The organism is Nocardia aobensis NBRC 100429 (genome assembly GCF_000308375.1).
GTDB classification, from domain to species: domain Bacteria; phylum Actinomycetota; class Actinomycetes; order Mycobacteriales; family Mycobacteriaceae; genus Nocardia; species Nocardia aobensis.
Map to the genome: position 1 here is coordinate 1 of NZ_BAFQ01000139.1, position 24,675 is coordinate 24,675.

At 66.7% G+C, this 24,675-nt stretch carries 25 protein-coding genes, 2 tRNA genes and 1 pseudogene; 13 read left to right on the forward strand and 15 right to left on the reverse strand.

The genetic code is table 11. The features are described 5' to 3' along the window. From RJ03_RS38455 to RJ03_RS17595, 3 genes and pseudogenes are all read left to right on the forward strand, one after another. A pseudogene (locus RJ03_RS38455) lies at positions 1–330 on the forward strand (2-phospho-L-lactate guanylyltransferase); the annotation flags it as partial. 71 nt (positions 331–401) lie between these two features. Beyond that, positions 402–2,618 (forward strand): RNA degradosome polyphosphate kinase, encoded by a 2,217-nt coding sequence (locus RJ03_RS17590; protein WP_036503806.1) that lies wholly within the window; start codon positions 402–404, stop codon positions 2,616–2,618. A gap of 83 nt (positions 2,619–2,701) precedes the next feature. Continuing rightward, complete coding sequence (locus RJ03_RS17595) at positions 2,702–3,664, forward strand: NUDIX hydrolase (protein ID WP_083870978.1); 963 nt, start codon at positions 2,702–2,704, stop codon at positions 3,662–3,664. Positions 3,665–3,736: 72 nt separating this feature from the next. Here RJ03_RS17595 and RJ03_RS17600 read toward each other — a convergent pair whose 3' ends face one another. From RJ03_RS17600 to leuC, 3 genes are all read right to left on the reverse strand, one after another. Then, positions 3,737–4,393: an HU family DNA-binding protein gene (locus tag RJ03_RS17600; protein WP_036503808.1), complete on the reverse strand. Its 657-nt coding sequence runs from the start codon at positions 4,391–4,393 to the stop codon at positions 3,737–3,739. Between the two features lie 156 nt (positions 4,394–4,549). Then, complete coding sequence (gene leuD / locus RJ03_RS17605) at positions 4,550–5,158, reverse strand: 3-isopropylmalate dehydratase small subunit (RefSeq protein ID WP_036503809.1); 609 nt, start codon at positions 5,156–5,158, stop codon at positions 4,550–4,552. A 36-nt stretch (positions 5,159–5,194) separates the two neighbouring features. Further along, on the reverse strand, positions 5,195–6,619 hold the full coding sequence (gene leuC, locus RJ03_RS17610) for a 3-isopropylmalate dehydratase large subunit (protein WP_036503811.1): 1,425 nt from the start codon (positions 6,617–6,619) through the stop codon (positions 5,195–5,197). A 237-nt stretch (positions 6,620–6,856) separates the two neighbouring features. Between leuC and RJ03_RS17615 the strand changes: the two genes are divergently transcribed. Further along, positions 6,857–7,558, forward strand: a complete 702-nt coding sequence (locus tag RJ03_RS17615) for an IclR family transcriptional regulator (protein WP_036503812.1) — start codon at positions 6,857–6,859, stop codon at positions 7,556–7,558. Positions 7,559–7,613: 55 nt separating this feature from the next. Beyond that, a complete protein-coding gene (locus RJ03_RS17620; protein ID WP_036503813.1) occupies positions 7,614–8,114 on the forward strand; it encodes a PPOX class F420-dependent oxidoreductase in 501 nt (166 codons plus the stop codon). 68 nt (positions 8,115–8,182) lie between these two features. On the opposite strand, the gene RJ03_RS17625 is transcribed toward RJ03_RS17620, so the two are convergent. The 4 genes from RJ03_RS17625 to RJ03_RS17640 all read right to left on the reverse strand — a co-directional run bounded on the left by RJ03_RS17625 (position 8,183) and on the right by RJ03_RS17640 (position 10,922). Then, positions 8,183–8,255: transfer RNA gene (locus RJ03_RS17625), tRNA-Glu, on the reverse strand. Positions 8,256–8,394: 139 nt separating this feature from the next. Then, positions 8,395–8,466 (reverse strand) — tRNA-Gln (locus RJ03_RS17630). Positions 8,467–8,676: 210 nt separating this feature from the next. Then, complete coding sequence (gene gltX, locus RJ03_RS17635) at positions 8,677–10,134, reverse strand: glutamate--tRNA ligase (RefSeq protein ID WP_036503817.1); 1,458 nt, start codon at positions 10,132–10,134, stop codon at positions 8,677–8,679. Between the two features lie 14 nt (positions 10,135–10,148). Then, complete coding sequence (locus tag RJ03_RS17640; RefSeq protein ID WP_036503906.1) at positions 10,149–10,922, reverse strand: fumarylacetoacetate hydrolase family protein; 774 nt, start codon at positions 10,920–10,922, stop codon at positions 10,149–10,151. A 165-nt stretch (positions 10,923–11,087) separates the two neighbouring features. Here RJ03_RS17640 and RJ03_RS17645 point away from each other — a divergent pair, with 165 nt between their 5' ends. Beyond that, positions 11,088–12,263: an MFS transporter gene (locus RJ03_RS17645; RefSeq protein ID WP_036503818.1), complete on the forward strand. Its 1,176-nt coding sequence runs from the start codon at positions 11,088–11,090 to the stop codon at positions 12,261–12,263. Between the two features lie 179 nt (positions 12,264–12,442). Here the strand turns inward: RJ03_RS17645 and RJ03_RS17650 are convergent, their stop codons facing one another. The 7 genes from RJ03_RS17650 to RJ03_RS17680 all read right to left on the reverse strand — a co-directional run bounded on the left by RJ03_RS17650 (position 12,443) and on the right by RJ03_RS17680 (position 19,732). Continuing rightward, positions 12,443–13,450 carry a 3-isopropylmalate dehydrogenase gene (locus RJ03_RS17650; protein WP_036503821.1) on the reverse strand — a complete coding sequence of 336 codons (1,008 nt, stop codon included), beginning with the start codon at positions 13,448–13,450 and terminating at the stop codon, positions 12,443–12,445. A gap of 455 nt (positions 13,451–13,905) precedes the next feature. Beyond that, positions 13,906–15,504, reverse strand: coding sequence for a phosphoglycerate dehydrogenase (serA, locus tag RJ03_RS17655; RefSeq protein ID WP_036503822.1), 1,599 nt, complete (start codon positions 15,502–15,504; stop codon positions 13,906–13,908). Positions 15,505–15,739: 235 nt separating this feature from the next. Further along, positions 15,740–15,943 (reverse strand): cold-shock protein, encoded by a 204-nt coding sequence (locus RJ03_RS17660; protein ID WP_025351824.1) that lies wholly within the window; start codon positions 15,941–15,943, stop codon positions 15,740–15,742. Positions 15,944–16,488: 545 nt separating this feature from the next. Then, complete coding sequence (locus RJ03_RS17665) at positions 16,489–16,725, reverse strand: cold shock domain-containing protein (protein WP_036503825.1); 237 nt, start codon at positions 16,723–16,725, stop codon at positions 16,489–16,491. 97 nt (positions 16,726–16,822) lie between these two features. Further along, positions 16,823–17,641 carry an ATP-binding cassette domain-containing protein gene (locus RJ03_RS17670; protein ID WP_051024806.1) on the reverse strand — a complete coding sequence of 273 codons (819 nt, stop codon included), beginning with the start codon at positions 17,639–17,641 and terminating at the stop codon, positions 16,823–16,825. Beyond that, positions 17,638–18,687: an ABC transporter permease gene (locus RJ03_RS17675; RefSeq protein WP_036503834.1), complete on the reverse strand. Its 1,050-nt coding sequence runs from the start codon at positions 18,685–18,687 to the stop codon at positions 17,638–17,640. Before RJ03_RS17675 ends, RJ03_RS17670 begins: the two co-directional genes overlap by 4 nt. 13 nt (positions 18,688–18,700) lie before the next feature. After that, on the reverse strand, positions 18,701–19,732 hold the full coding sequence (locus tag RJ03_RS17680; RefSeq protein ID WP_083870949.1) for a sugar ABC transporter substrate-binding protein: 1,032 nt from the start codon (positions 19,730–19,732) through the stop codon (positions 18,701–18,703). Between the two features lie 149 nt (positions 19,733–19,881). Here RJ03_RS17680 and RJ03_RS17685 point away from each other — a divergent pair, with 149 nt between their 5' ends. From RJ03_RS17685 to RJ03_RS17710, 6 genes are all read left to right on the forward strand, one after another. Beyond that, positions 19,882–20,373: a MarR family winged helix-turn-helix transcriptional regulator gene (locus tag RJ03_RS17685; protein WP_036503838.1), complete on the forward strand. Its 492-nt coding sequence runs from the start codon at positions 19,882–19,884 to the stop codon at positions 20,371–20,373. Positions 20,374–20,466: 93 nt separating this feature from the next. Further along, positions 20,467–21,027: a carboxymuconolactone decarboxylase family protein gene (locus tag RJ03_RS17690; protein ID WP_036503839.1), complete on the forward strand. Its 561-nt coding sequence runs from the start codon at positions 20,467–20,469 to the stop codon at positions 21,025–21,027. An 81-nt stretch (positions 21,028–21,108) separates the two neighbouring features. Then, positions 21,109–21,756 (forward strand): dihydrofolate reductase family protein, encoded by a 648-nt coding sequence (locus tag RJ03_RS17695; protein ID WP_036503841.1) that lies wholly within the window; start codon positions 21,109–21,111, stop codon positions 21,754–21,756. 53 nt (positions 21,757–21,809) lie between these two features. Continuing rightward, positions 21,810–22,226: a PPOX class F420-dependent oxidoreductase gene (locus RJ03_RS17700; protein WP_036503844.1), complete on the forward strand. Its 417-nt coding sequence runs from the start codon at positions 21,810–21,812 to the stop codon at positions 22,224–22,226. A 91-nt stretch (positions 22,227–22,317) separates the two neighbouring features. Further along, positions 22,318–22,593 (forward strand): hypothetical protein, encoded by a 276-nt coding sequence (locus tag RJ03_RS17705; protein WP_157122021.1) that lies wholly within the window; start codon positions 22,318–22,320, stop codon positions 22,591–22,593. A 138-nt stretch (positions 22,594–22,731) separates the two neighbouring features. Next, a complete protein-coding gene (locus tag RJ03_RS17710; protein WP_157163446.1) occupies positions 22,732–23,079 on the forward strand; it encodes a hypothetical protein in 348 nt (115 codons plus the stop codon). 50 nt (positions 23,080–23,129) lie between these two features. On the opposite strand, the gene RJ03_RS17715 is transcribed toward RJ03_RS17710, so the two are convergent. Next, the gene (locus RJ03_RS17715; RefSeq protein ID WP_036503853.1) at positions 23,130–23,879 is read right to left on the reverse strand and encodes a TetR/AcrR family transcriptional regulator; all 750 of its coding nucleotides are present in this window, start codon (positions 23,877–23,879) and stop codon (positions 23,130–23,132) included. A 103-nt stretch (positions 23,880–23,982) separates the two neighbouring features. On the opposite strand from RJ03_RS17715, the gene RJ03_RS17720 reads away from it, so the two are divergent. Continuing rightward, positions 23,983–24,663, forward strand: coding sequence for a hypothetical protein (locus tag RJ03_RS17720; RefSeq protein WP_036503854.1), 681 nt, complete (start codon positions 23,983–23,985; stop codon positions 24,661–24,663). Positions 24,664–24,675: the final 12 nt, after the last annotated feature.

Here is a 24,675-nt window from a genome sequence, read left to right on the forward strand (position 1 = left end):
GGCCGGGGCACCGCGGCGCTGCTGGTCCGCGCCGCCGGCCACACCCACGCGGCGGATTCGCTCGCCCCGTCGGCGGCGGGCGGTGCCGCCGCCCTGCTGCCCCGCTTCGGGGCGGATTCCGCGCGCCGCCACCGGGAATCCGGTGCGGTGGAACTGGGCGGGCACTGGCCCGGTCTGCGACTCGACGTCGACACCGCCGAGGATCTCGACCGTGCGCTGTCGCTCGGGGTCGGCACGGCCACCGCCGCGCTGTTGCGCGACATCGGCTGGCCGGTAGGTGTTCACGAGAACCTCATTCGGAGGTGTGCCGCACCGTCACATGTGTGCTAGATGATCGCCAGGCCTCTATGGGAGGCCGCACCACGGTGGTGTCGAGCGCGACACCACCCGAGCCGTAAGGAATGATCGTGAGCGTGAGCGAAACGGAGACCGTCCCGCAACAGCCCCGGCTACCGGCGGCCCCGCCGGCGGCCACGCCACCGCCCACCACGGCCGCCGCGACACAGTTGCCCGCAGATCGCTACCTCAATCGAGAACTGAGCTGGCTGGATTTCAACGCCCGCGTGCTGGCCCTGGCCGAGGACCCTTCCGAACCGCTGCTGGAACGCGCCAAATTCCTCGCCATCTTCTCCTCGAACCTCGACGAGTTCTACATGGTGCGGGTGGCCGGCCTCAAACGCCGCGCCGAGGCCGGGCTCTCGGTCCGCTCCGCCGACGGCCTGTCGCCCACCGAACAGCTCACCCTCATCGCCGAACGCACCCAGGAACTGGCCGGGCGGCATGCGCGGGTCTTCCTCGACCAGGTGCGGCCCGCCCTGGCCGAGGACGGTATCGCCATCATCGGCTGGGCCGATCTGGACGACGACGAACGCCGGAGGCTGTCGGGGTACTTCCTCGACCAGGTGTTCCCGGTGCTGACCCCGCTCGCGGTCGATCCCGCGCATCCGTTCCCCTACATCAGCGGCCTGAGCCTGAATCTGGCTGTCACGGTGAAGGATTCCGAGACCGGCGGGGAGCATTTCGCCCGCGTGAAGGTGCCCGACAACGTCGACCGTTTCGTCCGGGTGCGCCGCACCCTCACCGAAACCGCCGGCGCCCGCCGAGATTCCGACATCGCCGCTGTCCCCCGCCTGGCCGCCTTCCTGCCGATGGAAGATCTGATCGCCGCTCACCTCGATCAGCTCTTCCCGGGAATGGAAGTGGTGGAACACCATTCGTTCCGCATCACGCGCAACGCCGACTTCGAGGTCGACGAGGACCGCGACGAGGATCTGCTGCAGGCCCTCGAACGCGAACTGGCCCGCCGCCGCTTCGGATCGCCGGTGCGCCTGGAAGTTTCCGACGATATGACCGAGCACATGCTCGAGCTGCTGCTGCGCGAACTCGACGTCGACCCGGGCGATGTGATCCAGGTTCCCGGCCTGCTCGACCTGTCGTGCCTGTGGCAGGTCTACGGCGTCGACCGGCCGCTGCTCAAGGACGCGCCCTACGTTCCGGCCACCCCGCCGGCATTCGGTGAAAGAGAAACGCCACGAAACGTTTTCGCCGCCCTGCGTGAGGGCGACGTGCTGGTGCACCACCCCTACGATTCGTTCTCCACCAGCGTGCAACGTTTCATCGAGCAAGCCGCGGCCGATCCGCAGGTGCTGGCCATCAAACAGACCCTCTACCGCACCTCCGGCGACTCTCCCATCGTCAACGCGCTCATCGATGCCGCCGAGGCCGGTAAACAGGTCGTCGCGCTGGTCGAGATCAAGGCCCGCTTCGACGAACAGGCCAACATCAAATGGGCACGCGCCCTGGAACAGGCGGGCGTGCACGTGGTCTACGGCCTCATCGGCCTCAAGACGCACTGCAAGACCTGTCTGGTGGTGCGCCGCGAAGGGGCCACCATCCGCCGCTACTGCCATATCGGGACCGGTAACTACAACCCGAAGACCGCGCGGCTCTACGAGGACGTCGGACTGCTCACCGCCGCACCGGAAATCGGCGCCGACCTCACCGACCTGTTCAACTCGCTGACCGGCTATTCGCGAAAGGCCAACTACCGCAACCTCCTGGTCGCGCCGAGCAGCGTGCGCTCGGGCATCGTGGAACGGATCCGGCGCGAGACCGAACTGGCCGCCCAGGGCGTGCCGGCTCGAATTCGCCTCAAGGCCAACGCGATCGTCGACGAGCAGATCATCGACGCGCTCTACCGCGCGTCCCAGGCCGGGGTGCCGGTGCAGATCGTGGTGCGCGGCATCTGCGGGCTGCGCCCTGGTGTGCCCGGGATGAGCGAGAACATCGAGGTGCGCTCGATTCTCGGCCGGTTCCTGGAACATTCGCGCATCATGCATTTCCAGGCCCAGGACGAGTACTGGATCGGCAGCGCCGACATGATGCATCGCAATCTCGACCGGCGCGTGGAGGTCATGGCGCAGGTGAAGGATCCGAAGCTGCGCGAGCGGCTGGCGGTGGTGTTCGATTCCGCACTCGATCCCGCGACCCGGTGCTGGGTGCTGCAGCCCGACGGCAGCTGGGCGGCCCAGCCGAGCCCCGAGGCCCTGGGGCGCGGCGTGCAGGTGCGTGACCACCAGGAGTTCCTCATGCGACTGCGGAGGCCGGACCAGCAGTGAAATCCTCGGCGACACGAGATTTCGATCGGTCCCCGGACGACGGCGACACCGCCCTCGATCGCCTCGGCGACACCGGCGGGTCGATGAGCGACGGCAAGGTGGATGCAGGTGAGAGCAGTTCGGGCGACACCATCTCGGATCCGCGGGTGACCGCCAACATCATCGCCGCCGGCGCGGTGGTGTGGCGGCGGCCCCGCGACGGCGGACCGGTCGAGGTGGCCCTCGTACACCGGCCGAAATACGACGATTGGTCCCTGCCCAAGGGAAAGCTCGACCCGGGCGAAACCCCGATGGTCGCGGCCGTGCGCGAAGTGGCCGAAGAAACCGGCCTGAACTGCCGTCTGGGGCGCTATCTCGGTCGGGTCACATATCCGGTGCCCGGACATCGCAAACTCAAACGAGTGGACTATTGGGCGGCCACTCCCGTCGGCGGCGAGTTCGTCACCAATTCCGAAGTCGACCAGCTGCGCTGGCACCGGGTGGACCGGGTGATGGATCAACTGTCCTACCCGATGGATCGCCGCATCATCCGCAATTTCCTGCGTCTGCCGCCGGATACCGCGACCCTGGTGCTGGTGCGGCATGCGAAAGCGGGCCGCCGCGACCGATTCACCGGTCCCGACGACGAACGGCCGCTGGAAAAGGCCGGTCGCGCACAGGTTCAGGTGCTGACGCCGAATCTGCTCGCCTTCGGCCCGGGCGCGGTGTACTCGGCGCCTCCGCTGCGGTGCGTACAGACCGTCGCGCCGGTCGCCGACGCCCTCGGCCTCGAAATCGCCCGCGAGCCGCTGCTGTCGGAAAGCGGTTATGCCGCAGCACCGCAAGCCGGTGTGGATCGGCTGCGGGAACTGGTCTCCCCCGACGTCGTTCCGCTCGTGTGCAGTCAGGGCAAGGTCATTCCGGATCTGCTGCAACGCTGGGCCGACGACGACGGTCTCACCCTGCCGCCGGCCCGGAACCGCAAGGGCAGCGTGTGGGTGCTGTCGGTCGCCGACGGACGGCTGGTCGCCGCCGATCACCTCGATCGGTCCCTGCGTACCCACTGAAAACCTGCGTACCCACTGAAACGCAATGACCCCGGCCCGAAAGGACCGGGGTCATTGTCGTCGCGTCACTCGCTATCGCCGCGTGGTGCGCTTGGTTGCCGTGCGCTTGGCAGCGGTCTTCTTGGCGGGCGCCTTCTTGGCCGCGGTCTTGGCCGCGGTCGTCTTCTTCGCCGCGGTCGTCTTCTTGGCTGTCGCCTTGGTGGCCGTGGTCTTCTTGGCGGCGCTCTTCTTCGCCGCGGTCGTCTTCTTCGCCGCGGTCACCTTCTTCGCGGGCGCCTTCGCGGCTGCCTTCTTGGCGGTCGTCTTCTTGGCCGGAGCCGCCTTCTTGGCCGTGGTCTTCTTCGCGGCGGTCTTCTTCGCCGTGGTCTTCTTGGCGGCGCTCTTCTTCGCCGCACCCGACACCGGCGCTGCCACACCGCGTTTCACGGCCGGACCGGCCGCCGCGATCTTCTGCTTGCCCGAGATGATCGCCTTGAACTGCGCACCCGGGCGGAACGCGGGCACCGAAGTGGGCTTCACCTTCACCGTCTCGCCGGTTCGGGGATTACGCGCCACCCGTGCCGCCCGCTTGCGCTGTTCGAATACACCGAATCCGGTGATTGTGACGCTCTGACCCTTGTTCACCGCACGCACGATCGTGTCGACAATGTGCTCGACTGCCGCAGTGGCCGTGCGCCTGTCAGTACCCAACTTCTCGGTCAGAACATCGATCAGTTCCGCCTTGTTCATTGAATCCTCCGCAGACTAATGGCCCGTCGTCGGACCGACTAGGTACCACGGTAAACCCTGAATGGGCAAGAGTCTATGTGCCACGCCAAATTTCATGTGGCGTGGCACACGCACAGCAACCTCGATTGGTTGCTCTCAGCTAACACTCGAGACTGTTCAGTCCCCGGAAATAGCCGCTGGAATGGTGGTCGGTTTCCAAGACGGCCTTGCCTTTTCGAACTGCTCGATGGCCTCTTCCTGCCGAAGTGTGAGTCCGATGTCGTCCAGACCTTCCAGCAGCCGCCACCGGGTGTAGTCGTCAATATCGAAGGGCAACACGGTGGTTCCAGCGGCCACAGTGCGCGCCTCGAGATCGACGATCAATTCCAGGCCGGGATGTTCTTCGATCAACTTCCAGAGCAATTCGACATCATGTTGTGACATCTGCGCGGCCACCAAGCCGCCCTTACCGGCGTTGCCCCGGAAGATGTCGGCGAAGCGGGAAGAGATCACCACCCGGAAGCCATAGTCCATCAATGCCCAAACCGCATGCTCTCGCGACGATCCCGTACCGAAATCCGGTCCCGCGACCAACACACTTCCCCGGTCGAACGGGCTGGTGTTGAGAATGAAGCCCGGATCCGAACGCCAGGCGGCGAACAGACCGTCCTCGAATCCCGTTCGAGTCACCCGTTTCAGATAGACCGCCGGGATGATCTGGTCGGTATCGACATTCGACCGGCGCAACGGCACGCCGATCCCCTTGTGCACCTTGAACGGTTCCATAGTTGCTCCTGTAGTCCTGAGGTGAATTCCGGCCGGTCAGTTCAGATCCGCAGGCGCCGACAACCGGCCCCGCACCGCCGTCGCGGCCGCGACCTGCGGCGAAACCAGATGCGTACGGCCGCCTTTACCCTGACGCCCCTCGAAGTTGCGGTTCGATGTCGAAGCACACCGCTGACCGGGAGAAAGCTGATCCGGATTCATTCCCAGGCACATCGAGCAGCCGGCCTGACGCCATTCCGCGCCGGCGGCGGTGAAAATCTCGCCCAAACCCTCGGATTCGGCCTGGGCGCGCACCCGCATCGAGCCCGGAACGATCAACATCCGCACGCTCTCGGCCACCTTGCGGCCCTTCAGAACGTCCGCCACGGCCCGCAAATCCTCGATCCGGCCGTTGGTGCACGACCCCACGAAAACCGTATCCACGGACACCTCACGAAGCGGAGTACCCGGCTCCAAATCCATATAAGTCAGCGCCTTCTCGGCGGACGCTCGCTCGTTTTCGTCGGCGAAATCCTCCGGATTCGGCACCACATCGCCCAGCGGGGCGCCCTGACCGGGGTTGGTGCCCCAGGTGACGAACGGCGTCAACGACGAGGCGTCCAGGTGCACCTCGGCGTCGAAAGTGGCGTCCGGATCGGTCTTCAGCGCCTCCCAGGCGGCCACCGCCGCATCCCAGTCCGCGCCGGTCGGAGCATGTTCGCGGCCCTTCAGGAATTCGTAGGTGACCTCGTCGGGGGCCACCATGCCCGCCCGGGCGCCGGCCTCGATCGACATGTTGCACATCGTCATCCGCGCCTCCATGGACATGGCGCGCACGGCCTCGCCGCGGTATTCGAGCACATAGCCCTGCCCGCCGCCGGTGCCGATCTTGGCGATGACCGCCAGAATCACGTCCTTGCTCGTGACGCCGGGCGGCAACTCGCCGTCGATATTGATCGCCATGGTCTTGAACGGCCGCAGCGACAACGTCTGCGTCGCCATCACATGTTCGACCTCGCTGGTGCCGATACCCATCGCCAGCGCGCCGAATGCGCCGTGGGTGGAGGTGTGCGAATCACCACACACCACGGTCATGCCCGGCTGCGTCAAACCCAGCTGCGGACCGACCACGTGCACGATGCCCTGTTCGATATCACCCATGGGATACAGCTGGACGCCGAATTCCTCGCAATTGCGCCGCAGGGTTTCCACCTGGGTGCGTGAGATCGGATCCGCGATCGGCTTGTCGATATCGACCGTCGGCACGTTGTGGTCCTCGGTCGCGATGGTCAGATCCGGCCGGCGCACCGGACGACCCGCCGCCCGCAACCCGTCGAAGGCCTGCGGACTCGTGACCTCGTGCACCAGGTGCAGATCGATGTAGATGAGATCGGGTTCGCGCTGCGCACCCTCCCCCGCACCCCGTGCGACGACATGCTGGTCCCAGACCTTCTCCGCCAGCGTGCGTGGCCGTTCGGCCATGACAACCACCTCTCTGTGTTATCTGCGACGGCTTCGCCGTCGCGGGTTCGCGGCCCCCTGGGCCTCGATTTTTCCCTCCTCCGCTCAGTCGCTGCGCTCCCTCGCTCCGTCGGTCCAAAATCGAGGCGGGCCGCGAACTCGCAGGTGGACTCCCTGTCAGAGGTCCACCGGAGGTGCGTTCTCACATCGTTCGATCAGACTTGCCAATCTCACTATGCGAGACGCTAATATCGTTCTATGAGACAGCATAGCGGTATCGGGGTGCTCGACAAAGCCATGGCCGTGCTTTACGCCGTGGCCGAACAACCGTGTGGGCTCAACGAGCTGTGCACCCGCACCGGACTGCCCCGGGCCACCGCGCATCGACTGGCCGTGGGGCTGGAGACCCATCGGATGCTGGCCCGCGACGCCGCCGGCTCGTGGCGGCCCGGCCCGGCGTTGTCGGAGCTGGCCACCACTGCCGAGGACCCGCTGCTCGACGCCGCCGCCGTCATCCTGCCCCGGCTGCGCGAGATCACCGGCGAGAGCGTGCAGCTCTACCGGCTCGACGGGCACTCCCGCATCTGCGTGGCCGCTCTCGAACCCACCTCCGGCCTGCGCGACACCGTCCCGGTCGGCGCCCGCCTGCCGCTGACCGCCGGATCGGCCGCGAAGGTTCTGCTGGCCTGGGCCGACCCGGAGCTGCAGCGCGGTGTCCTGGCCGACGCGATCTTCGGCGAGCGCGCCCTGGCGGAGGTCCGCCGCCGCGGCTGGGCGCAGAGCGCCGCCGAACGGTCCGCGGGTGTGGCCAGTGTCTCCGCACCGGTCCGCGACGGGTCGTCCCAGGTGATCGCCGCGGTCTCGGTTTCCGGCCCGATCGATCGCATGGGCCGGCGCCCGGGTGCGCGCTGGGCCGCCGACCTCGTGGCCGCCGCCGACGCCCTGCACAAGCGACTCTGATCACCCCGATCCCGAGCTGTGATGCCGGCCATACGCCGTAAAGTATCGTGACCGCATGGGAGTGAACCAACGCGCACAGATCGTGATGTCCGAGACGGAGATCACCGAATTTCTGGAACGCAGCCGCATTATGACGCTGGCGAGCCTGGGCAAGAACGGAACGCCGCATCTCACGGCGATGTGGTACGGCTTGGTCGACGGTGAGATCTGGTTCGAGACCAAGGGCAAGTCGCAGAAGGCGGTGAATCTGCGGCGCGATCCGCGCGTCACCGTCCTGGTCGAAGCGGGCGACACCTACGACCAGTTGCGCGGGGTCTCGATCGAGGGCCGCACGGAGATCGTCGAGGACCCGGAGGCACTGTTCAAGGTCGGCGTCAGCGTCTGGGAACGCTACACCGGGCCCTACACCGAGGAGCTGCGCCCGATGGTGGAGGCGATGTTGAACAAGCGCGTCGCGATCCGCGTGGTGCCGGAACGGGTGCGCAGCTGGGATCATCGGAAGCTCGGTATGCCCGCGATGCCGGCGGGTGGATCCACCTGGCCGGTGCGGGACTGACCGCACGCCGGCGAGAGACCTCGGAAACGAGAAAAGCCCTCCAGCTCGCGCTGGAGGGCTTTCGAATGTAGCCCCGACGGGATTTGAACCCGCGCTACCGCCTTGAGAGGGCGGCGTCCTAGGCCGCTAGACGACGGGGCCAGAGGACTTCCCCGAGGGGAGATCTCCGTGGATCTTTCGATCGAGGAGGCTCGGCAAGCTTAACCGGCCGAGACCCGGCGACCAAATCGCCGGGGATGCTGTTCCGACTCGACCGAACGAAGCGAATCAACATTCTCCGCTGGGGTACCAGGACTCGAACCTAGAATGGCTGAACCAGAATCAGCTGTGTTGCCAATTACACCATACCCCAATGACCTGGGCTTTCAGCCTCTCCCCTGCCGGTTCGAGGCCCTCGTTCCGGGCCGAGAAGAAGAGTACCAAACCCCTCCCCGATATATACAAATCGTCTGGTCAGAGCCACTTTTCAGCGCCGGTACGGCCCGCCGGGCTCTCGTCGGGCGGTCACGAAGCCGCGACCGCCCGACGCAGCGACCGATTCGGCCAGCACCCGGCGCCGCCACTACGCCAGCGCGGCCCGCAGCCGCTGCATGGTCACCTCGCGGCCGAGCAGTTCCAGCGATTCGTACAGCGGCGGGCTGATGTGCGATCCGGTGACCGCCACCCGTACCGGACCGAAGGCCTTACGCGGTTTGAGCCCCAGATCGTCCACCAGAGCCTTTTTCAGCGCCTCCTCGAGCACGGGTGGCGTCCATTCGGAAACACCGTCCAGCGCCGCGACGGCGGCCTGCACCACCGGCGCCGCGTCGGGGCCCAGATTCTTTTGCGCCGCGGCCTCGTCGACAGCAAACTCCTCGGCGGGCACGAACAGAAACTTCAATAGATCCCACGCATCACCGAGAACCACGATCCGGGTCTGCACCAACTCGGCCGCCGCGGCGAAAACTCCGTCGTCCACTTCGGCGCCGATGTGGCCCTGTGCGGTGAGGAACTCCCGCAACCTGTGGGCGAAATCCCCGGTATCCAGCAAACGAATGTGTTCGGCGTTGATCGCATCCGCCTTCTTCTGGTCGAAGCGCGCCGGATTCGAATTTACTTTCGATATCTCGAACGCATCGACCATCTCCGCCATCGAGAAGACATCGCGGTCCTCGGTGAGGCTCCATCCGAGCAAAGCCAGGTAATTCAGCAAACCTTCAGGAATGAATCCGCGGTCCCGATGCGCGAAGAGATTCGACTCCGGATCACGTTTGGACAACTTCTTGTTGCCCTGGCCCATCACGAAGGGCAGATGGCCGAACTCCGGGGTGAACTCCGCCACCCCGATCCGCTGCAAAGCGGCATACAACGCAAGCTGGCGCGGGGTGGAGGAAAGCAGATCTTCCCCGCGCAACACGTGTGTGATTTTCATCAGTGCGTCGTCGACCGGATTCACCAGCGTATAGAGCGGATCTCCGGTGCCGCGGGTGAGCGCGAAATCGGGCACCGTCCCGGCCTTGGCAGTGATCTCCCCGCGAACCAGATCGTTCCACACCAGATCGGTGGCGGGCATCCGCAGCCGCACCACCGCCGGGCGGCCCTCGGCCTTGTAGGCGGCGATCTGCTCGGGGGTCAGATCGCGGTCGAAGTTGTCGTAGCCGAGCTTCGGATCGCGTCCGGCGGCGCGGTGACGGGCCTCGACTTCGTCTGGGGTGGAGAAGGATTCATAGGCCTCACCGGCCGCCAGCAACCTCTGGACGACATCGAGATGAAGCTCACGCCGCTGCGACTGACGGTAGGGACCGTAGGGCCCGCCGACCTCCGGCCCCTCGTCCCAGGTCAGTCCGAGCCACCGCAACGCGTCCAGAATCGCGTGGTACGACTCCTCGGAATCGCGTGCGGCATCGGTATCTTCGATACGGAAGACGAAGGTGCCGCCGTGGTGGCGAGCGAACGCCCAGTTGAACAGCGCGGTGCGGATCAGGCCGACATGCGGTGTGCCGGTGGGTGACGGGCAGAATCGGACCCGTACGTCAGTCATATTCCTTCTCTCGATCAACGTTTGGCGGCAACAGGATTGGTAAGGGTACCGATGCCCTGAACCGTCACGGATACGGTTTGCCCATCCGTCATCGGTCCTACACCTTCCGGCGTTCCGGTGAGAATGACATCACCGGGCAGCAATGTCATCACCCTGGTGACCCATTCGATCACCTTCGGAATGTCGTGCAGCAGAAGTGAAGTCCGGCTGCGCTGGCGCACCTCTCCGTCGAGTTCGGTGGTGATCTCGAGATCGCCCGGATCGAGTTCGGTTTCGATCCAGGGGCCGAGCGGGCAGAAGGTGTCGTAGCCCTTGGCGCGCGTCCACTGCCCGTCGTGGCGCTGCTGGTCACGCGCGGTGACATCGTTGGCGACGGTGTAGCCGAGGATGACGTCGGCGGCCCGGGCGGCCGGCACGTCCTTGCACGGGCGGCCGATCACCACCGCCAGTTCGCCCTCGTATTCGACCTGAGAGGAATTGGGCGGCAAGAGGATCGGCAGGTTCGGTCCGACGATGGCGGTGTTGGGCTTGAGGAAGATCACGGGATCCTCCGGCGCGGGGCCGCCCATCTCCGCGGCGTGCGCGGCGTAGTTCTTTCCGACGCACACCACCTTGCTGGCCAGAATGGGAGCCAGCAGTCGCACATCGGCCAGCGGCCAGGTACGGCCGGTGAATGTCGGGGTACCGAACGGATGCTCGGCGATTTCACGAGCGATCTCGTCGGAACCGTCGGTTTCGATACTCACGAACGCGACCCCATCGGGGCTGGCAACACGACCTAGACGCATGGCGAAGAGTCTATCCACCTGCCCGAACACGGCCGACCACCCGGTCTGCGACGGGCAGATGTGACGAATTTCGAGTTGCCTACCGGGCACGTCCTGGGTGTACGGTAAGAGCCTGTTCACAGAGTAAGACACTGATCCCAAAATATGAGATTCGAGGTGAGGGCGATGACCACCGCGACAGATGTGCGCACGACCCGGCGGTGGACCATGCTCGCCCTCGGAGTCTTCGCCCAGAGCTCGAGCGCGGTCATCGTGCACGGCACCCCGTTCCTGTTGCCGGCGCTGACCGATCGCGGAATGCCCTTGGCCACAGCGGGTCTGCTGGTCGCGATGCCGACGGTCGGCCTGGTGTGCACGCTGATCGCCTGGGGGTACATCGTCGACCGAGTAGGTGAGCGCTCGGTTCTGGTCGCCGGTCCGGTCGTGATGTGTGTGGCAGGTGTGGCTGCTGCGACGGTGACCAATTACGGCGCGCTGGGTGTGCTGCTCTTTCTGGCCGGTATGGGCGCTGCCAGCACCAACGGCGCGAGTGGCCGGGTGATCGTCGGCTGGTTCCCGGTCGATCAGCGCGGGCTGGCGATGGGTATCCGGCAGACCGCACAGCCGCTGGGTGTCGCGATCGCGGCGATGTCGATACCGGCTGTCGCTGCCGCACACGGGTTTTCCACGGCGATCCTGGTTCCGGCGGCGATGGCGGGCGTCGCGGCGATCGGCTGTCTGATCGGAATCGTCGACCCGCCCCGGCCGGCGAGCAACGGCGAGCATCCCGACAACCCGTATCGGGGCGATTCCACGCTGTGGCGCATCCACGCGGTGTCGGTGCTGCTGGTGATTCCGCAGGCCACTCTGTGGACGTTCGCGCTGCTCTGGCTGCATCGCGACGCCGGGTTGTCGCTTCCGGTGGCCGGGGCGATCGTCACCGCGACCCAGATCCTGGGCGCCGCCGGGCGCATCGGCGCCGGTATCTGGTCCGACCGCGTCGGCAGTCGCCTGCGTCCGTTGCACACCGTGGCGATCGCGGCCGTGGTCTCGATGGCGGCCCTGGCCGGTGCGGCCTGGTTGCACTGGTGGTGGGCGGCGATCCCGATCCTGTTCGCCGCGTCGGTGATCACCGTGGCGGACAACGGCCTGGCCTTCACCGCCGTCGCCGAGATCGCCGGTCCGTACTGGAGCGGTCGCGGTCTGGGCATCCAGAACACCGGCCAGAACCTGGCATCCGCCGCTGTCGCACCGATTTTCGGCGCCCTCATCACCGCCGCCGGTTTCCCCGCGACCTATCTGGTCGCCGCGATCATCGCCGCGGCCGCCGTCCCCATGGTGCCGATCGCCCGCAACCGCTGACTCCCGGCTTCCCCACGGCCGCACCCCTTTCCGTCACAGTACGGAGCGCGACCGTGGGGAAACCTCACGCCGCCAACGTTTTTCGAGGTTGTACCTACAACCTGAAAAGGCCGCTCGGCGAAACGAACGATCCCCCTGTCGCGCAATTGTTTACGCGACAGGGGGATCGGCTGGAAAACTCAGATCGACGCGGCGATCCGGTCGCCGATTTCGACCGTGGAGGCGGTGCCGGTGCGGGCGGCGAGGTCCTTGGCGACCGCGGCTTCGATGCGGGCGGCTTCCTCGGAGCGGCCGAGGTGGTTCAGCAGCAGCGAGACCGAGAGGATGGCGGCGGTCGGGTCGGCCTTGGACTGGCCGGCGATATCGGGGGCGCTGCCGTGGACCGGTTCGAACATGCTCGGGTTGGTGCCGGAGGCGTCGATGTTGCCCGAGGCCGCCAGGCCGATGCCACCGGACACCGCCGCGGCGAGGTCGGTGATGATGTCGCCGAACAGGTTGTCGGTGACGATCACGTCGAAGCGGCCCGGGTCGTTGACCATGTGGATGGTCGCGGCGTCGATGTGCTGGTAGGCGACCTCGACCTCGGGGTATTCGGCGCCGACCTCGGTGACGGTGCGCTGCCACAGCGAACCGGCGAAGCTCAGCACATTGGTCTTGTGGACCAGCGTGAGGTGCTTGCGGCGCTGCTGGGCCTTGTCGAAGGCGTAGCGCACCACGCGCTCGATGCCGAATCGGGTGTTGGTGGAGACCTCGGTGGCCACCTCGTGCGGGGTGTTCACGCGGATCGCGCCACCGGTACCGGTGTAGGGGCCCTCGGTGCCCTCGCGCACGACGACGAAATCGATTTCCGGGTCACCGGACAACGGGCTGGTGACGCCCGGGTACAGCTTCGACGGACGCAGGTTCACGTGGTGGTCGAGCGCGAAGCGGGTGTGCAGCAGCAGACCGCGCTCGAGCAGGCCGCTGGGGACCGACGGATCGCCGATCGCGCCCAGCAGGATGGCGTCGTGCTGCTTCAACTCCGGCAGCACCGACTCCGGCAGCACCTCGCCGGTGGCGTGGTAGCGCTTGGCGCCCAGGTCGTACTCGGTCTTCTCGACCCCGGGCACGACCACGTCGAGTACCTTGAGCGCCTCGGCGATGACCTCGGGCCCGATACCGTCACCGGCGATGACAGCCAGCTTCATATGACAACGCTCCGTTCGTTCCTGCTCGCGGCTCGCAACACGTATGCGGCCGAATCAGCCAAGGGCGGTCGATCGGCGGCGTAATGCCCGGCCGGATCGCCGACACCGCCACACTATCGGTCCCCCGGATCAGCCCGGTAAGCAGGGCGAGCCGCTCCCAATGAGTGAGATCGGGGACGGGACCGCGACCGCGGCCGCGGTTCCGCGAGCCCTGCGAGCGGCTGCGATTCTTCCGACCTGCCGCGTTCGCGCACCCCCCGATGCGGGCTCGGGACAAAGGCGTCCGGTGTCGCCGCTGTCCCCCGCCGCCCTTGCTCGTTCCCCGAGTCGCCCGGTACGCAACCGGTTGTTCTCCGAAAACGCACAATGCGCGCGAATCCTGCTCCGCACCATGGCGGTTGGATTCGCGCGCACTGTAACCTACTGCGGCCGAGCCGATTCCGGCCCGGAATATCTCAGCTCAGGTCGACCTGAACGACCTTCGCGGCGTCGACAGCCTCGGCGATCGCGGACTGCACATCGGCCGGGACGGACTCCTCGACGCGCAGGATGACCGTCGCGCCTTCCTTGTCGATGTCCTGGCTCAGCTGCGCGGCCTTGATGTCGATAGCCGCCTCGCCCAGCTTGGTGCCGATCTTGCCCAGGGCGCCGGGACGGTCGTCGTAGTTGAGGATCGCCAGGTTGAGACCCTCGGCACGCATGTCGTAGTTGCGGCCGTTGATGTTGACGATCTTCTCGACCTGTGCGGGCTCGGTCAGGGTGCCGGCGACGTTCAGGGTGCGGCCGTCGCCGAAGACGGCGCGCAGATCGACCAGGCTGCGGTGGGTCGGGCTCTCGCTGTGGGTGGTGACGGAGGCCTCGAGGCCCCGCTCCTCGGCCAGCGACGGGGCGTTGACGAAGGTGACCGCGTCCTCGATATGCGCGGAGAACACGCCACGCAGCGCCGAGAGTTCCAGCACCGCAACCTCTTCCGAGGACAACTCGCCGCGCACCTGGATCTCGAGGGAGACCGGCAGCTCGTCGGCGAGGGCGCCCAGCAGCACACCCTGCTTGCGGACGATGTCCAGCCAGGGCGCGACGATTTCGCTCACCGCGCCACCGGCGACGTTCACCGCACCGGGCACGAACTCACCGGCGAGGGCGAGCTGCACCGACTTGGCGACATCGGTGCCGGCGCGGTCCTGGGCCTCGGCGGTGGAGGCGCCCAGGTGCGGGGTGACGACGACCTGCGGCAGCTCGAACAGCGGGCTGTCGGTGGACGGCTCGGTCTCGAACACGTCGATGCCGGCGGCGCGCACGTGGCCGGAGGTGATGGCGTCGGCCAGGGCCTGCTCATCGATCAGACCGCCGCGGGCGGCGTTGACGATGATGACGCCCTTCTTGGTCTTGGCCAGGGTCTCCTTGTTCAGCATGCCCTTGGTCTCGGGGGTCTTGGGCAGGTGAATGGAGATGAAGTCGGCGCGCTCGAGCACCTCGTCCAGGCTCAGCAGCTCGATGCCCAGCTGGGCGGCGCGGGCCGGGGAGGTGTAGGGGTCGTAGGCGATGACCTTGGTCTCGAAGGCGGCGAGGCGCTGTGCGAACAGCTGGCCGATGCGGCCCAGGCCGATGACGCCGACGGTCTTGCCGAAGATCTCGACACCGTTGAACTTGCTGCGCTGCCAGGTGTGCTCGCGCAGGGTGGCGTCGGCGGCCGGGATCTGGCGGGCGGCCGAGAGCAGCAGGGTGACGGCATGCTCGGCAGCGGTGTGGATGTTGGAGGTCGGCGCGTTGACGACCATGACACCGCGCTCGGTGGCCGCGGGCACGTCGACGTTGTCGAGGCCGACGCCGGCGCGGGCGACGATCTTGAGGTTCTTACCGGCCTCGAGCACCTCGGCGTCGACGGTGGTGGCCGAACGGACCAGCAGCGCGTCGGCCTCGGGCACGGCGGCCAGCAGCTCGGGTCGATTGGGGCCGTCGACCCAGCGAACCTCGACACCGTCACCGAGCGCATCGACGGTCGACTGGGCGAGCTTGTCGGCGATCAGAACAACAGGACGGCCATTTTGGCTCACTGTGGGGCACTCCTGGGGAAAGAGGTCGGCATTTACCGCGGACCAGCTTAATGGTCGCGCTTCGGCGCCGGTGTACCGCCCGGTAGGCAGGCGCCCTCACACCGCGGCCGAACCTCCGCCGCACCGCATGCGGGTCCGGACGCGGAAGGGCCCCGCATCTCGAAAGATGCGGGGCCCCACTATAAGTCGCGGACAGTTCACGCTACGTAAAGTGGCGCGCAGTCAGCGGACTCGATCAGATAACGCTGACGTTCTGAGCCTGCGGACCCTTCTGGCCCTGCCCGATCTCGAACTCCACGCGCTGCCCCTCGTCGAGGGACCGGAATCCACTACCGCTCACAGCCGAGTAGTGCACGAACACATCGGGACCACCGTCGTCCTGAGCGATGAACCCGAAGCCCTTCTCGCTGTTGAACCACTTCACTACGCCTTGCGCCATTTCATACCTTCTGTAGACGAGCCGGGCCGACCAACTTCACGGTCGGCCCGTTCTCGGTGTTCAAGCCTGCCATGGACCGCGTCCTCGCGCCACCACAGCGGTCCTCCCGCGGGCTGGAAACCACGCGCGAACCGAAAATCCTGCTTATCCAGCGGTGTCGCCGTGATTGTCCCGTGATAACTCGGACCACGCCGCTCGTCGCGCCGCCACGGGTGCCCGGAATCGCGCCGGCGGGTCGTTCGGCCGTACAAATGGGTCGACCCCGGACACCGCGGTCCGGGGTCGACCCGAGGTCGCGTCGAGCGACCGAAATCAGCGATCAGCCACCGAAAGAGCCGGTCCACAGGGTGTTGACCAGGCCGTGGAAGGCCGCACCCAGGGTGTCGAACAGGCCGTTCACAGCAGCACTACCGGTGTCGATGATAACGGGGATCATAAATACCTCTTCGTTGTTTCAATTCAGTCGTACAAACTGACGATCAACATATCGAGGGCCCAGAAAGGCGCGTTAGCCCGATTTCGGGAAAAGTGATCTGCCCGACAGGTCACAGTTCGTGTGGGTCGGGCCACAGTCGGCGCATCGGCTCGATTCGGACGCCCTTGGCTTCCGGGCCCGCCTTGGTATGGCGTACGTCGAACTCGACCCGCTGGCCCTGGACCAATCGGCGGAAACCGTCGCCGTGAACCTCGGTGTATTCGACGAAAACGTCGGCTCCGCCGCCATCCGGAATTATGAAACCGAAGCCTTTCTCACTGTCGAACCACTTCACCGTGCCGTTCAACTACGCTTCTCACTCACTTCTCGATGTCGGGGCAGGCAGAGGGTAACCGGAGCCCCACCGCCAGTCCAGCGCTGGCGGTCGTCCCGCGCGGTGGCGTTCACTCGGGCGGCGGGCGACGCAATTCATGTTGCAGCGCTTCCAGTTCCGCGCCGCCGGCCATCTGCCGGGTGAGCTCGGGAAGATCGATCTGCGACTTGTCGTAGCCGCCGAGTGCGCGGCCCCGCCGTAGCAGCAGGAATCGGTCGCCGACGGGGTAGGCGTGATGCGGATTGTGCGTGATCAGCACGACTCCGAGACCGCGATCCCGGGCCTGCGCGACGTAACGCAGCACCACGCCGGACTGTTTGACGCCGAGCGCGGCGGTCGGTTCGTCGAGAATGAGGACCTTCGCGCCGTAGTGGACCGCGCGGGCGATAGCGACACACTGCCGCTGCCCACCCGACAGCGTGCCTACGGGCTGTTCCAGATCGCGGATCTCGATTCCCATGTCCGACAACGCCGTCCGCGTGATGTCGCGCGCGGTCGCACGGTCCAGCAGGCGCAAGGGTCCGGCGCCCCTGGTCGGTTCCGAGCCGAGGACGAAATTGCGCCACACACTCATCAGCGGTACGACCGCCAGATCCTGGTAGACGGTGGCGATACCGCGGTCCAATGCCTCGCGTGGCGAGGAGAACCGGGTCGGTGCACCGTCGATGCGCAGTTCACCGGCATCGTGGCGGTGAACGCCGGCGAGGATCTTGATCAGTGTCGACTTGCCGGCGCCGTTGTCGCCGAGCACGCAGGTGACCTCCCCCGCTCGGACGACCATCGAGATGTCGGCGAGGGCGACGACGCCGCCGTAGCTTTTCCCGATACCGACCGTCTCGATCAGCGGCGCGGAGGCCGGCTGTTCGGTGTCGCTGTGTCGAGTGGTCATCGGCGCAACCTTTCCGCGCGTTTGGCGAACGCGTTGTTGACCAGTACCGCGGCCAGCAGCAACACACCGAGGAACAGCATGAACCAGTCGCTGTCCCAGCGTGCGAACACGATGCCCTGCCGGGCCATACCGAAGATCAGCGCGCCGATGGCCGCGCCCAGCACGGATCCGAATCCGCCGGTGAGCAGGCAACCGCCGACGACCGCGGCGATGATGTACTGAAATTCCAGTCCCACCCCCTGATTCGCCTGCACGCTCGCGAACCGCAGCAGATTGCAGGAGCCGACGATCCAGCCCGCGAAGGCGGTGCCCATGAACAGCAGGATCTTGGTCCGTGCCGCCGGTACGCCGACGGCACGAGCACTGGGCAGCGAACCGCCTACCGCGTAGATCCAGTTGCCGAAGCGGGTGCGCACCAGCACGAGCGTCGCCACCGCGGTGACCGCGATCCACCACAGCACCGAGGCCTGGATGCGGGCGTCGCCGAGATTCGTCGTCGCCGCGAAAACCCAACCGGCCGAGGCATATCCGGGCGCCGACCGGATACCCGACACCTGCACGGTCCCGGTGACCAGCCGTGTGACGCCGAGATTGAGACCTTGCAGAGCCAGGAATGTGCCCAGCGTGACGATGAAGCTGGGCAGGCCCGTCCGCATGACCAGCCAGCCGTTCAGCGCGCCGACCGAGAGGGCGAAGAGCAGCGAGACGCCCAGCGCGAACCACACGTTCCATCCGGCGTGCACCGCGAGCATGGCGGTCACCAACGCCGTCGACGCGGTCATCACGCCCGCGGACAGGTCGAATTCGCCGCCGATCATCAGCAGTGCCACCGCGACGGCCATGATGCCGAGCGTCGAGGCGTCGTCGAGCCAGGTGGCCACCCCGAGTGGGCTGAGGAACTGGTCGGTGATCACGGCGAAGAAGACGAAGACCACCAGCGCGCCCAGACCGGCGCCGATCTCGGGCCGGACGATCAGCCGGTTCAGGAGTGACGGCCCGATCGCGGCGGGTGCGGTGGATTCGGAAACCGTTGCGGTGTCGGTCATGACAGCTCCCTGCTCAGCGCGTGCCCTGCGCCACCAGGGCGGCGATGGCATCGACGTTGTTCTTGTCCACGAAGGCCGGCCCGGTCTGCACCGGCATCCCGCCACCGACCGTGTTGAGATTGCGCCGATACAGCTGCAGCATCACCACCGGCAGATATCCCTGTTCGTACTGCTGCTGGTCGACCGCGAACAGCAGGGTTCCGGCCCGAATCGCATCCACCACATCGGGATTGAGATCGAATGTGGCGACGGCGGCGCGGGAGTGGGATTCGCGAACCCCGTCGACGGCGCGGGCGGCGATCTGCGAATTGAGGGTCAGCACGGCGTCGATCGAGCGATCCGCCTCCAGAGCTCCCTTGATCCGCGACTGCGCATCGGCCGGATTGTTGATGTCGACCTGCAGCGTGGTGGCGTTGCCACCGAATCCGTCGATCGCGCCGGCGCAGCGGTCGTTGGCGCCGATATTGCCGGCCTCGTGAATGACGCAGAGCATCCTGGTTTTGCCGGCGTCGCGCAGGCGTTTACCGGCGGCCGTCCCGGCTTGGCGCTCACTCTGCCCGACGTGCCCGATCGCGCCGGCGGCCGCGCTGTCGGCTTCACCGGAATTGATCGTGACGACCGGGATCCCCGCCGCGACGGCATGCTCGATGGACTGGCGCAGCGCCTGCGGATTGGCCATCGACACCACGAGTCCGTCCACATGCTGCGCGACCGCGTTGTCCACCAGCTTGGCCTGCTCCCCCGGGTCGCCCGAGGAGTTGTAGTCGACCCGGATTCCCAGATCCTTCCCGGCCGCCTCGGCACCGTTCTTCACCACATTCCAGAACGCGTCGCCCGGACTGCCGTGCGTGACCACGGCGACCGAGCTCAGCGGAGCGGTCGAAACCGTTGCGGGAGTGTGTGATTCGGTGACATCAGCGCCGGGACCACTGCACGCCGCCAGCATCGCGGTGAGAGCCAGCCACGGCGCGAGCCGATGCACGAGGCCGCGACGACGGCGCGGCGCGGAAGGTTGGTCGGGAATCCGGTGTGGCCGTGTGGTCATCGCGCCTCCGGGCATTCGACAGAACAAGGCGGGCTCGTTTCCGAGCACTCCAGGTGTATTGAACACCACCGGACCGGCCGCGACCGGTGATACGCGCCCGCGGGCGGCGTCGGGGTATGCGTCTCCGCCGCTGGACTACTCTCGTCAACATGGTTGTCGGAAAGCGCGGGAGGGCCCCGATCGACAGCCCCGGATTCGAGCTGCCGTTGCTGCTGTTCGCGGGGTTCCGCTCGCTCATCGACGAATTGCACGCCGAATTGGCGCAGCACGGACATCCCGACATGCGCCCGGCCCACGGATTCGCGATGCAGGCGATCGGCGTGCAGGGCGCGACGGCCAGCGATATCGGCCGCAAGCTGGGCGTATCCAAACAGGCGGCGGGTAAGACGGTCGAGCGGCTGACCGCGCTGGGCTATGCCGAACGGGTCGAGGATCCCGAGGACGCCCGGCGCAAGATCGTCCGTCTGACCCCGCACGGGATCGACGCACTCCGGCGGTCGGCCGAGATCTTCGAGCGGCTGCGACGCCGCTGGGTCACAGAGCTCGGCGCCCAGCGCGTGCGGGATATGGAGTCCGCGTTGCGCACGATGGTCCCGCCGGAATCGTTCCGGCTCGATGTCGCGGGGTGGTTCGGGGGCTGACCAGCTTCACTCCACCGGTCCCAGGCTTGCCCTATTCGACAACCAAGTTTACTGTTTAGACAACTTGGTTGTCTAACTCGAACGGATCGCCCCATGCATTTCCCCACCCACACCCTTGACTCCGCACCCGCCGAAGCCCGTCGCACCATGACCGCGAGCGCCGCACACCTCGGCTACCTCCCGGCCGCGGTGGCGAAGATGGCGACGTCACCCCGACTGCTCGACGGCTTCATGAAACTCAACGCCCTGTTCGAAGGCGGCACACTCGACGAACTGTCGCGCGAAGTACTGGTCATGACGATGGCCACCCGCAACGAATGCCACCTGTGCGTCGCCATGCACACCGCGAAGCTGACCGCGATCGGCGCGGACCCGGAACTGATCGCCGCGCTGCGCGAACAGCGCCCTCTCCCCGACCCCCGCCTGGCCGCGCTCCAGGAGTTCACGCTCACCGTCGTCGACACCGCCGGCGACGTCCCCGACGAGCGCGCGAGCGATTTCCTGTCCCACGGCTACACCCCCGAACAAGCCCTCGAGGTAGTGCTGGGTATCGGCACCTACACGCTGTCCACACTGGGCAATCGACTCACCGCGGCCCCGCTGGATCCCAGCCTGACCGCATTCGCCTGGTCGGCGGGACAGCACACGGCATAGACAACTGATTGCAATCGGCAAGCACCACGGTTAGAGTGCTGAGTAATTGCAAACAGCAAGCACTCTGTGAGAGGACCCGCCATGCCCCGTCTCCGCGTCCACAATTTCTCGATCTCGCTGGACGGGTACGTCGCGGGTCCCGACCAAGGTCCCGATCATCCGCTCGGTGTCGGCGGTGAGCGCCTGCACGAATGGGTTTTCGCGACCCGCTTCGGCCGGCGGATGATCGGCCGAGAGGGCGGCAGCACCGGAATCGACGACGAACACCTCGCCGCCGGTGAAGCGAATATCGGCGCGACCATCATGGGCCGCAACATGTTCGGGCCCGTGCGCGGGGAATGGCCCGACGATTCCTGGACCGGCTGGTGGGGTTCCAATCCGCCCTACCACCACCCGGTCTTCGTGCTCACCCACCACCCGCGCCCGGCACTGGAGATGGACGGCGGCACCACCTTCCACTTCGTCGACGACACGTCCGAAAACGTTCTGGAACAAGCCTTCTCCGCGGCCGGCGGCAAGGACGTCCGTCTCGGTGGCGGAGCCGCGACCGTCCGCCGCTTCCTCCGCGCCGGCCTCGTCGACGACCTCCACCTGGCCCTCGTCCCCACCCTTCTCGGCACCGGCGAACGCCTCTACGACGACCTCGGCGACCTCCCCGGCTACACCGTCTCCCCCGCCCGGCCGGGCGACAACGTCACCCACATTCACCTCACGAAAGTGGCCGGCTGACCGGACGGCGCGGCACTTGACCTCAACCGCACTCGAGCTCTTAGCGTGGTGGCATGACTTTCACCGCGGCCGAACACACATATCTGACTTCCCAATCGCTGGGCCGGCTGGCCACCGTGACGGCGGACGGGCGGCCGCAGTTGGTGCCGGTCGGGTTTCGGGTGAACGAGGACGGCACCATCGATATCGGCGGGCCGAGTCCCAGTGCCCAGCGGTATCGCAATGTGCGAGGTAATCCGAATGTGAGCCTGGTTGTCGACGATATGACGCCGGACGATCCGGCTGAGGTGAAGCCCGGCTGGGGGCGCGGGGTCGAGATCCGCGGCGTCGGCGAGATCCTCGATGTCGATACGCCTCCGGTGGCACCGGACTGGTTCGCGCACACCATTATTCGCATCCATCCGCGGCGGATCCGCAGCTGGCATATCGATCCCGCGAATCCGGACGGCGAGGCGCGGGATGTGAGCTGAGTCTCTTCTCAGCCCTGGGCGTATCGCGGCCGTGACGTTCGCGCCGAAATCGGCGAGGGTTGCGGGACAGGCGAGTTGAAAGGGGCTGGTCGTGTTCGCGACTGCCGCATCCGTCCGGGTACGCCGAATCCTGGCGAGGACGGCGATAGCGGGACTGATCCTGATGGGGATGGTCACCGCGACCGCCGGGCAGAGTTCGGCGCAGGCGCCGACGAGCGAGCCGAGCTCGGTCGGCTGGTACTACCCGGGAGTGACGCCGTTCGATCCGATACCGCTGGACTACCTGTACGGCTGGAATCCGTGGTATCGGCCGTACTACTCCTGGTATAGGCCGGTTTACCCGCCGGGGTGGTTCGGCAGCAGCTGAATCGCAGGACTCAGGGGTAACCCCGAGTTCCCGTCATCCCCGCGGCCGATTCGGCCCTGAACCTCGTGCCACCACCCGTGACGCGGTGTCCGATTTACGAGAGACTGCGTTCGGTGTAACTGATTGGAAGGATTCACCGTGATTGCCAGAACCGAACATCGCACCAAGCGCACGGCGGCGCGCATCGCCGTCGCCGGCGCCATCGTCGCAGCGCCGCTTGCCGCACTTGCCATTCCGGCCCAGGCCGATGTGGTGAGCGCCCCGGCGGCCACCGACATCGCACACCCGGGTCACGGGCACGGCCCGTTCGGCGGCCTCGGCGACTGGGACCGTCGCGGCGACTGGGACCACCGTGGCGATTGGGACCGCCGCGGCGACTGGGACCGTCACCACCACGGCAACGACTGCAACCCGTGGGACCGGCACGGCAACGGCTGGAACGGTTTCCGCCAGGTCGTTCCTCCGGGCTGGTTCGGCAGCAGCTGATCCGACGCTGTTCGCGGCCCGGTGCCTCCACGGCGCCGGGCCGTTTGTCGTCACCGGCCGTTTGCGGCGATCGTCGCCGCCACACCGTCGAGGATCAGGTCCAGGCCGAAGGCGAAGTCCGAGTCGGGATCTGCCTCGGCGGGCTCGATGGCGTCGAACAGTCCCGAGGCCAGCAGTGCGGCCATATCCGGCAGCCGCTCTGGATCCACCAGCGCACGCAGATGACGGCTGTAGTCGTGCAGGGCGCCGGCGGGGTCGAGATCGGCTGCCGCCATGGCGTGTTCGAGTTGGCGGGCGGTGACGAACGCCTCGCGGACGTACCCGCTGACCACCATGATGGCCCCGACCTTCGCCGGCCAGTCCAGAGGGGTTTCACGCACTGCGCGCAGCCCCGCGTCCATCCAGGCCACGGTGTTCGGTCCGCTCGGCGGCCCGGTGATCGGCAGCTGGGTCAGCCACGGGCGGGCTCGATGCACATCGAGTTGCGCGAGTGCCCAGGCGCGCAGCATCGAACGCCATGAACCGCTGGGCAATTCGGGTGGGGCACCCATTCCGGCATCGGACATCAGCCCGAGGAGTTCGTCCTTAGATCCGATGTGACGGTAGAGCGACATCGGCGTAACGCCCAGCGCGGCAGCAATTTTCGGCAGTGTGGCGGCGGCGAGACCGTCCCGGTCCGCCAGCTCGACCGCCGTCGCGACCACCCGATCGACATCGAGTGCGGCCGGACGGCCCAGTTTGGCATCCACCGGCAGCCGCCACAGCCGGGCCAGATGGTCGGGCACCTCCCGATCGGTCATCAGCGCGCATCCCGTCGTCGACAATTCATCCTTCGGGAGTTTAGTATGGTCGATATAGTATAAGACATATACTTACTATTGCCGCCGATCGGAAGGACGATCCGTGCACACCGAAACCCTCCGCCGCACCGCGGGTATCGCCGCGGTCTGCGGCGCCGCGCTCATGCTCGTCGAACTGCCGCTCTACTTCGTCTACGAAGGACCGCCCCCGGACTGGAACATCCTGACCCGCGGCCTGATCGGTCTCGTCGGGCTCATCGGGGCGGTGGTGTTCATGTCGGCCTTCGGTCACCTGGTGAAGGCCGCGGACCGACGCTACGAATGGCTCGGTTCACTGGCCTCGACCGCCGGTTTGATGTGGGTTACAGTCGCTTTCGTCTCCATGGGCCTCGAGATCGGCGCGACGATCCAGGCGCCCGAGCCGATCGATCCCACTGTCACCGTGTCCGGCACCTATGTGCTGTACGGAACGGTCACCCGGCTCCTGACCGCCCTGTTCATGACCACGGCCGCCGTCACGATCCTGCCCACGCGGATTCTGCCCGCGTGGGCGGGGCGCTCGGCGGCGGTCCTGGCGGTGGTGAATGTGGCGTTCGCACCGTCGATGTTCTTCGGGAACACTCCGGCGAACTTCTACGCGGCGAACGGATGGGGCACTACCGCAACGGTTTCCGGACTCACGATCATCTGGTTGCTCGCGGCGGGAATCGCGCTGCTCACCTCCGCATCGCCGAGAGCGGTTCCCGGCAGTTCCAGGGCGGTGGCACCACAGTTGATCGACTGACGAAACCAGCGG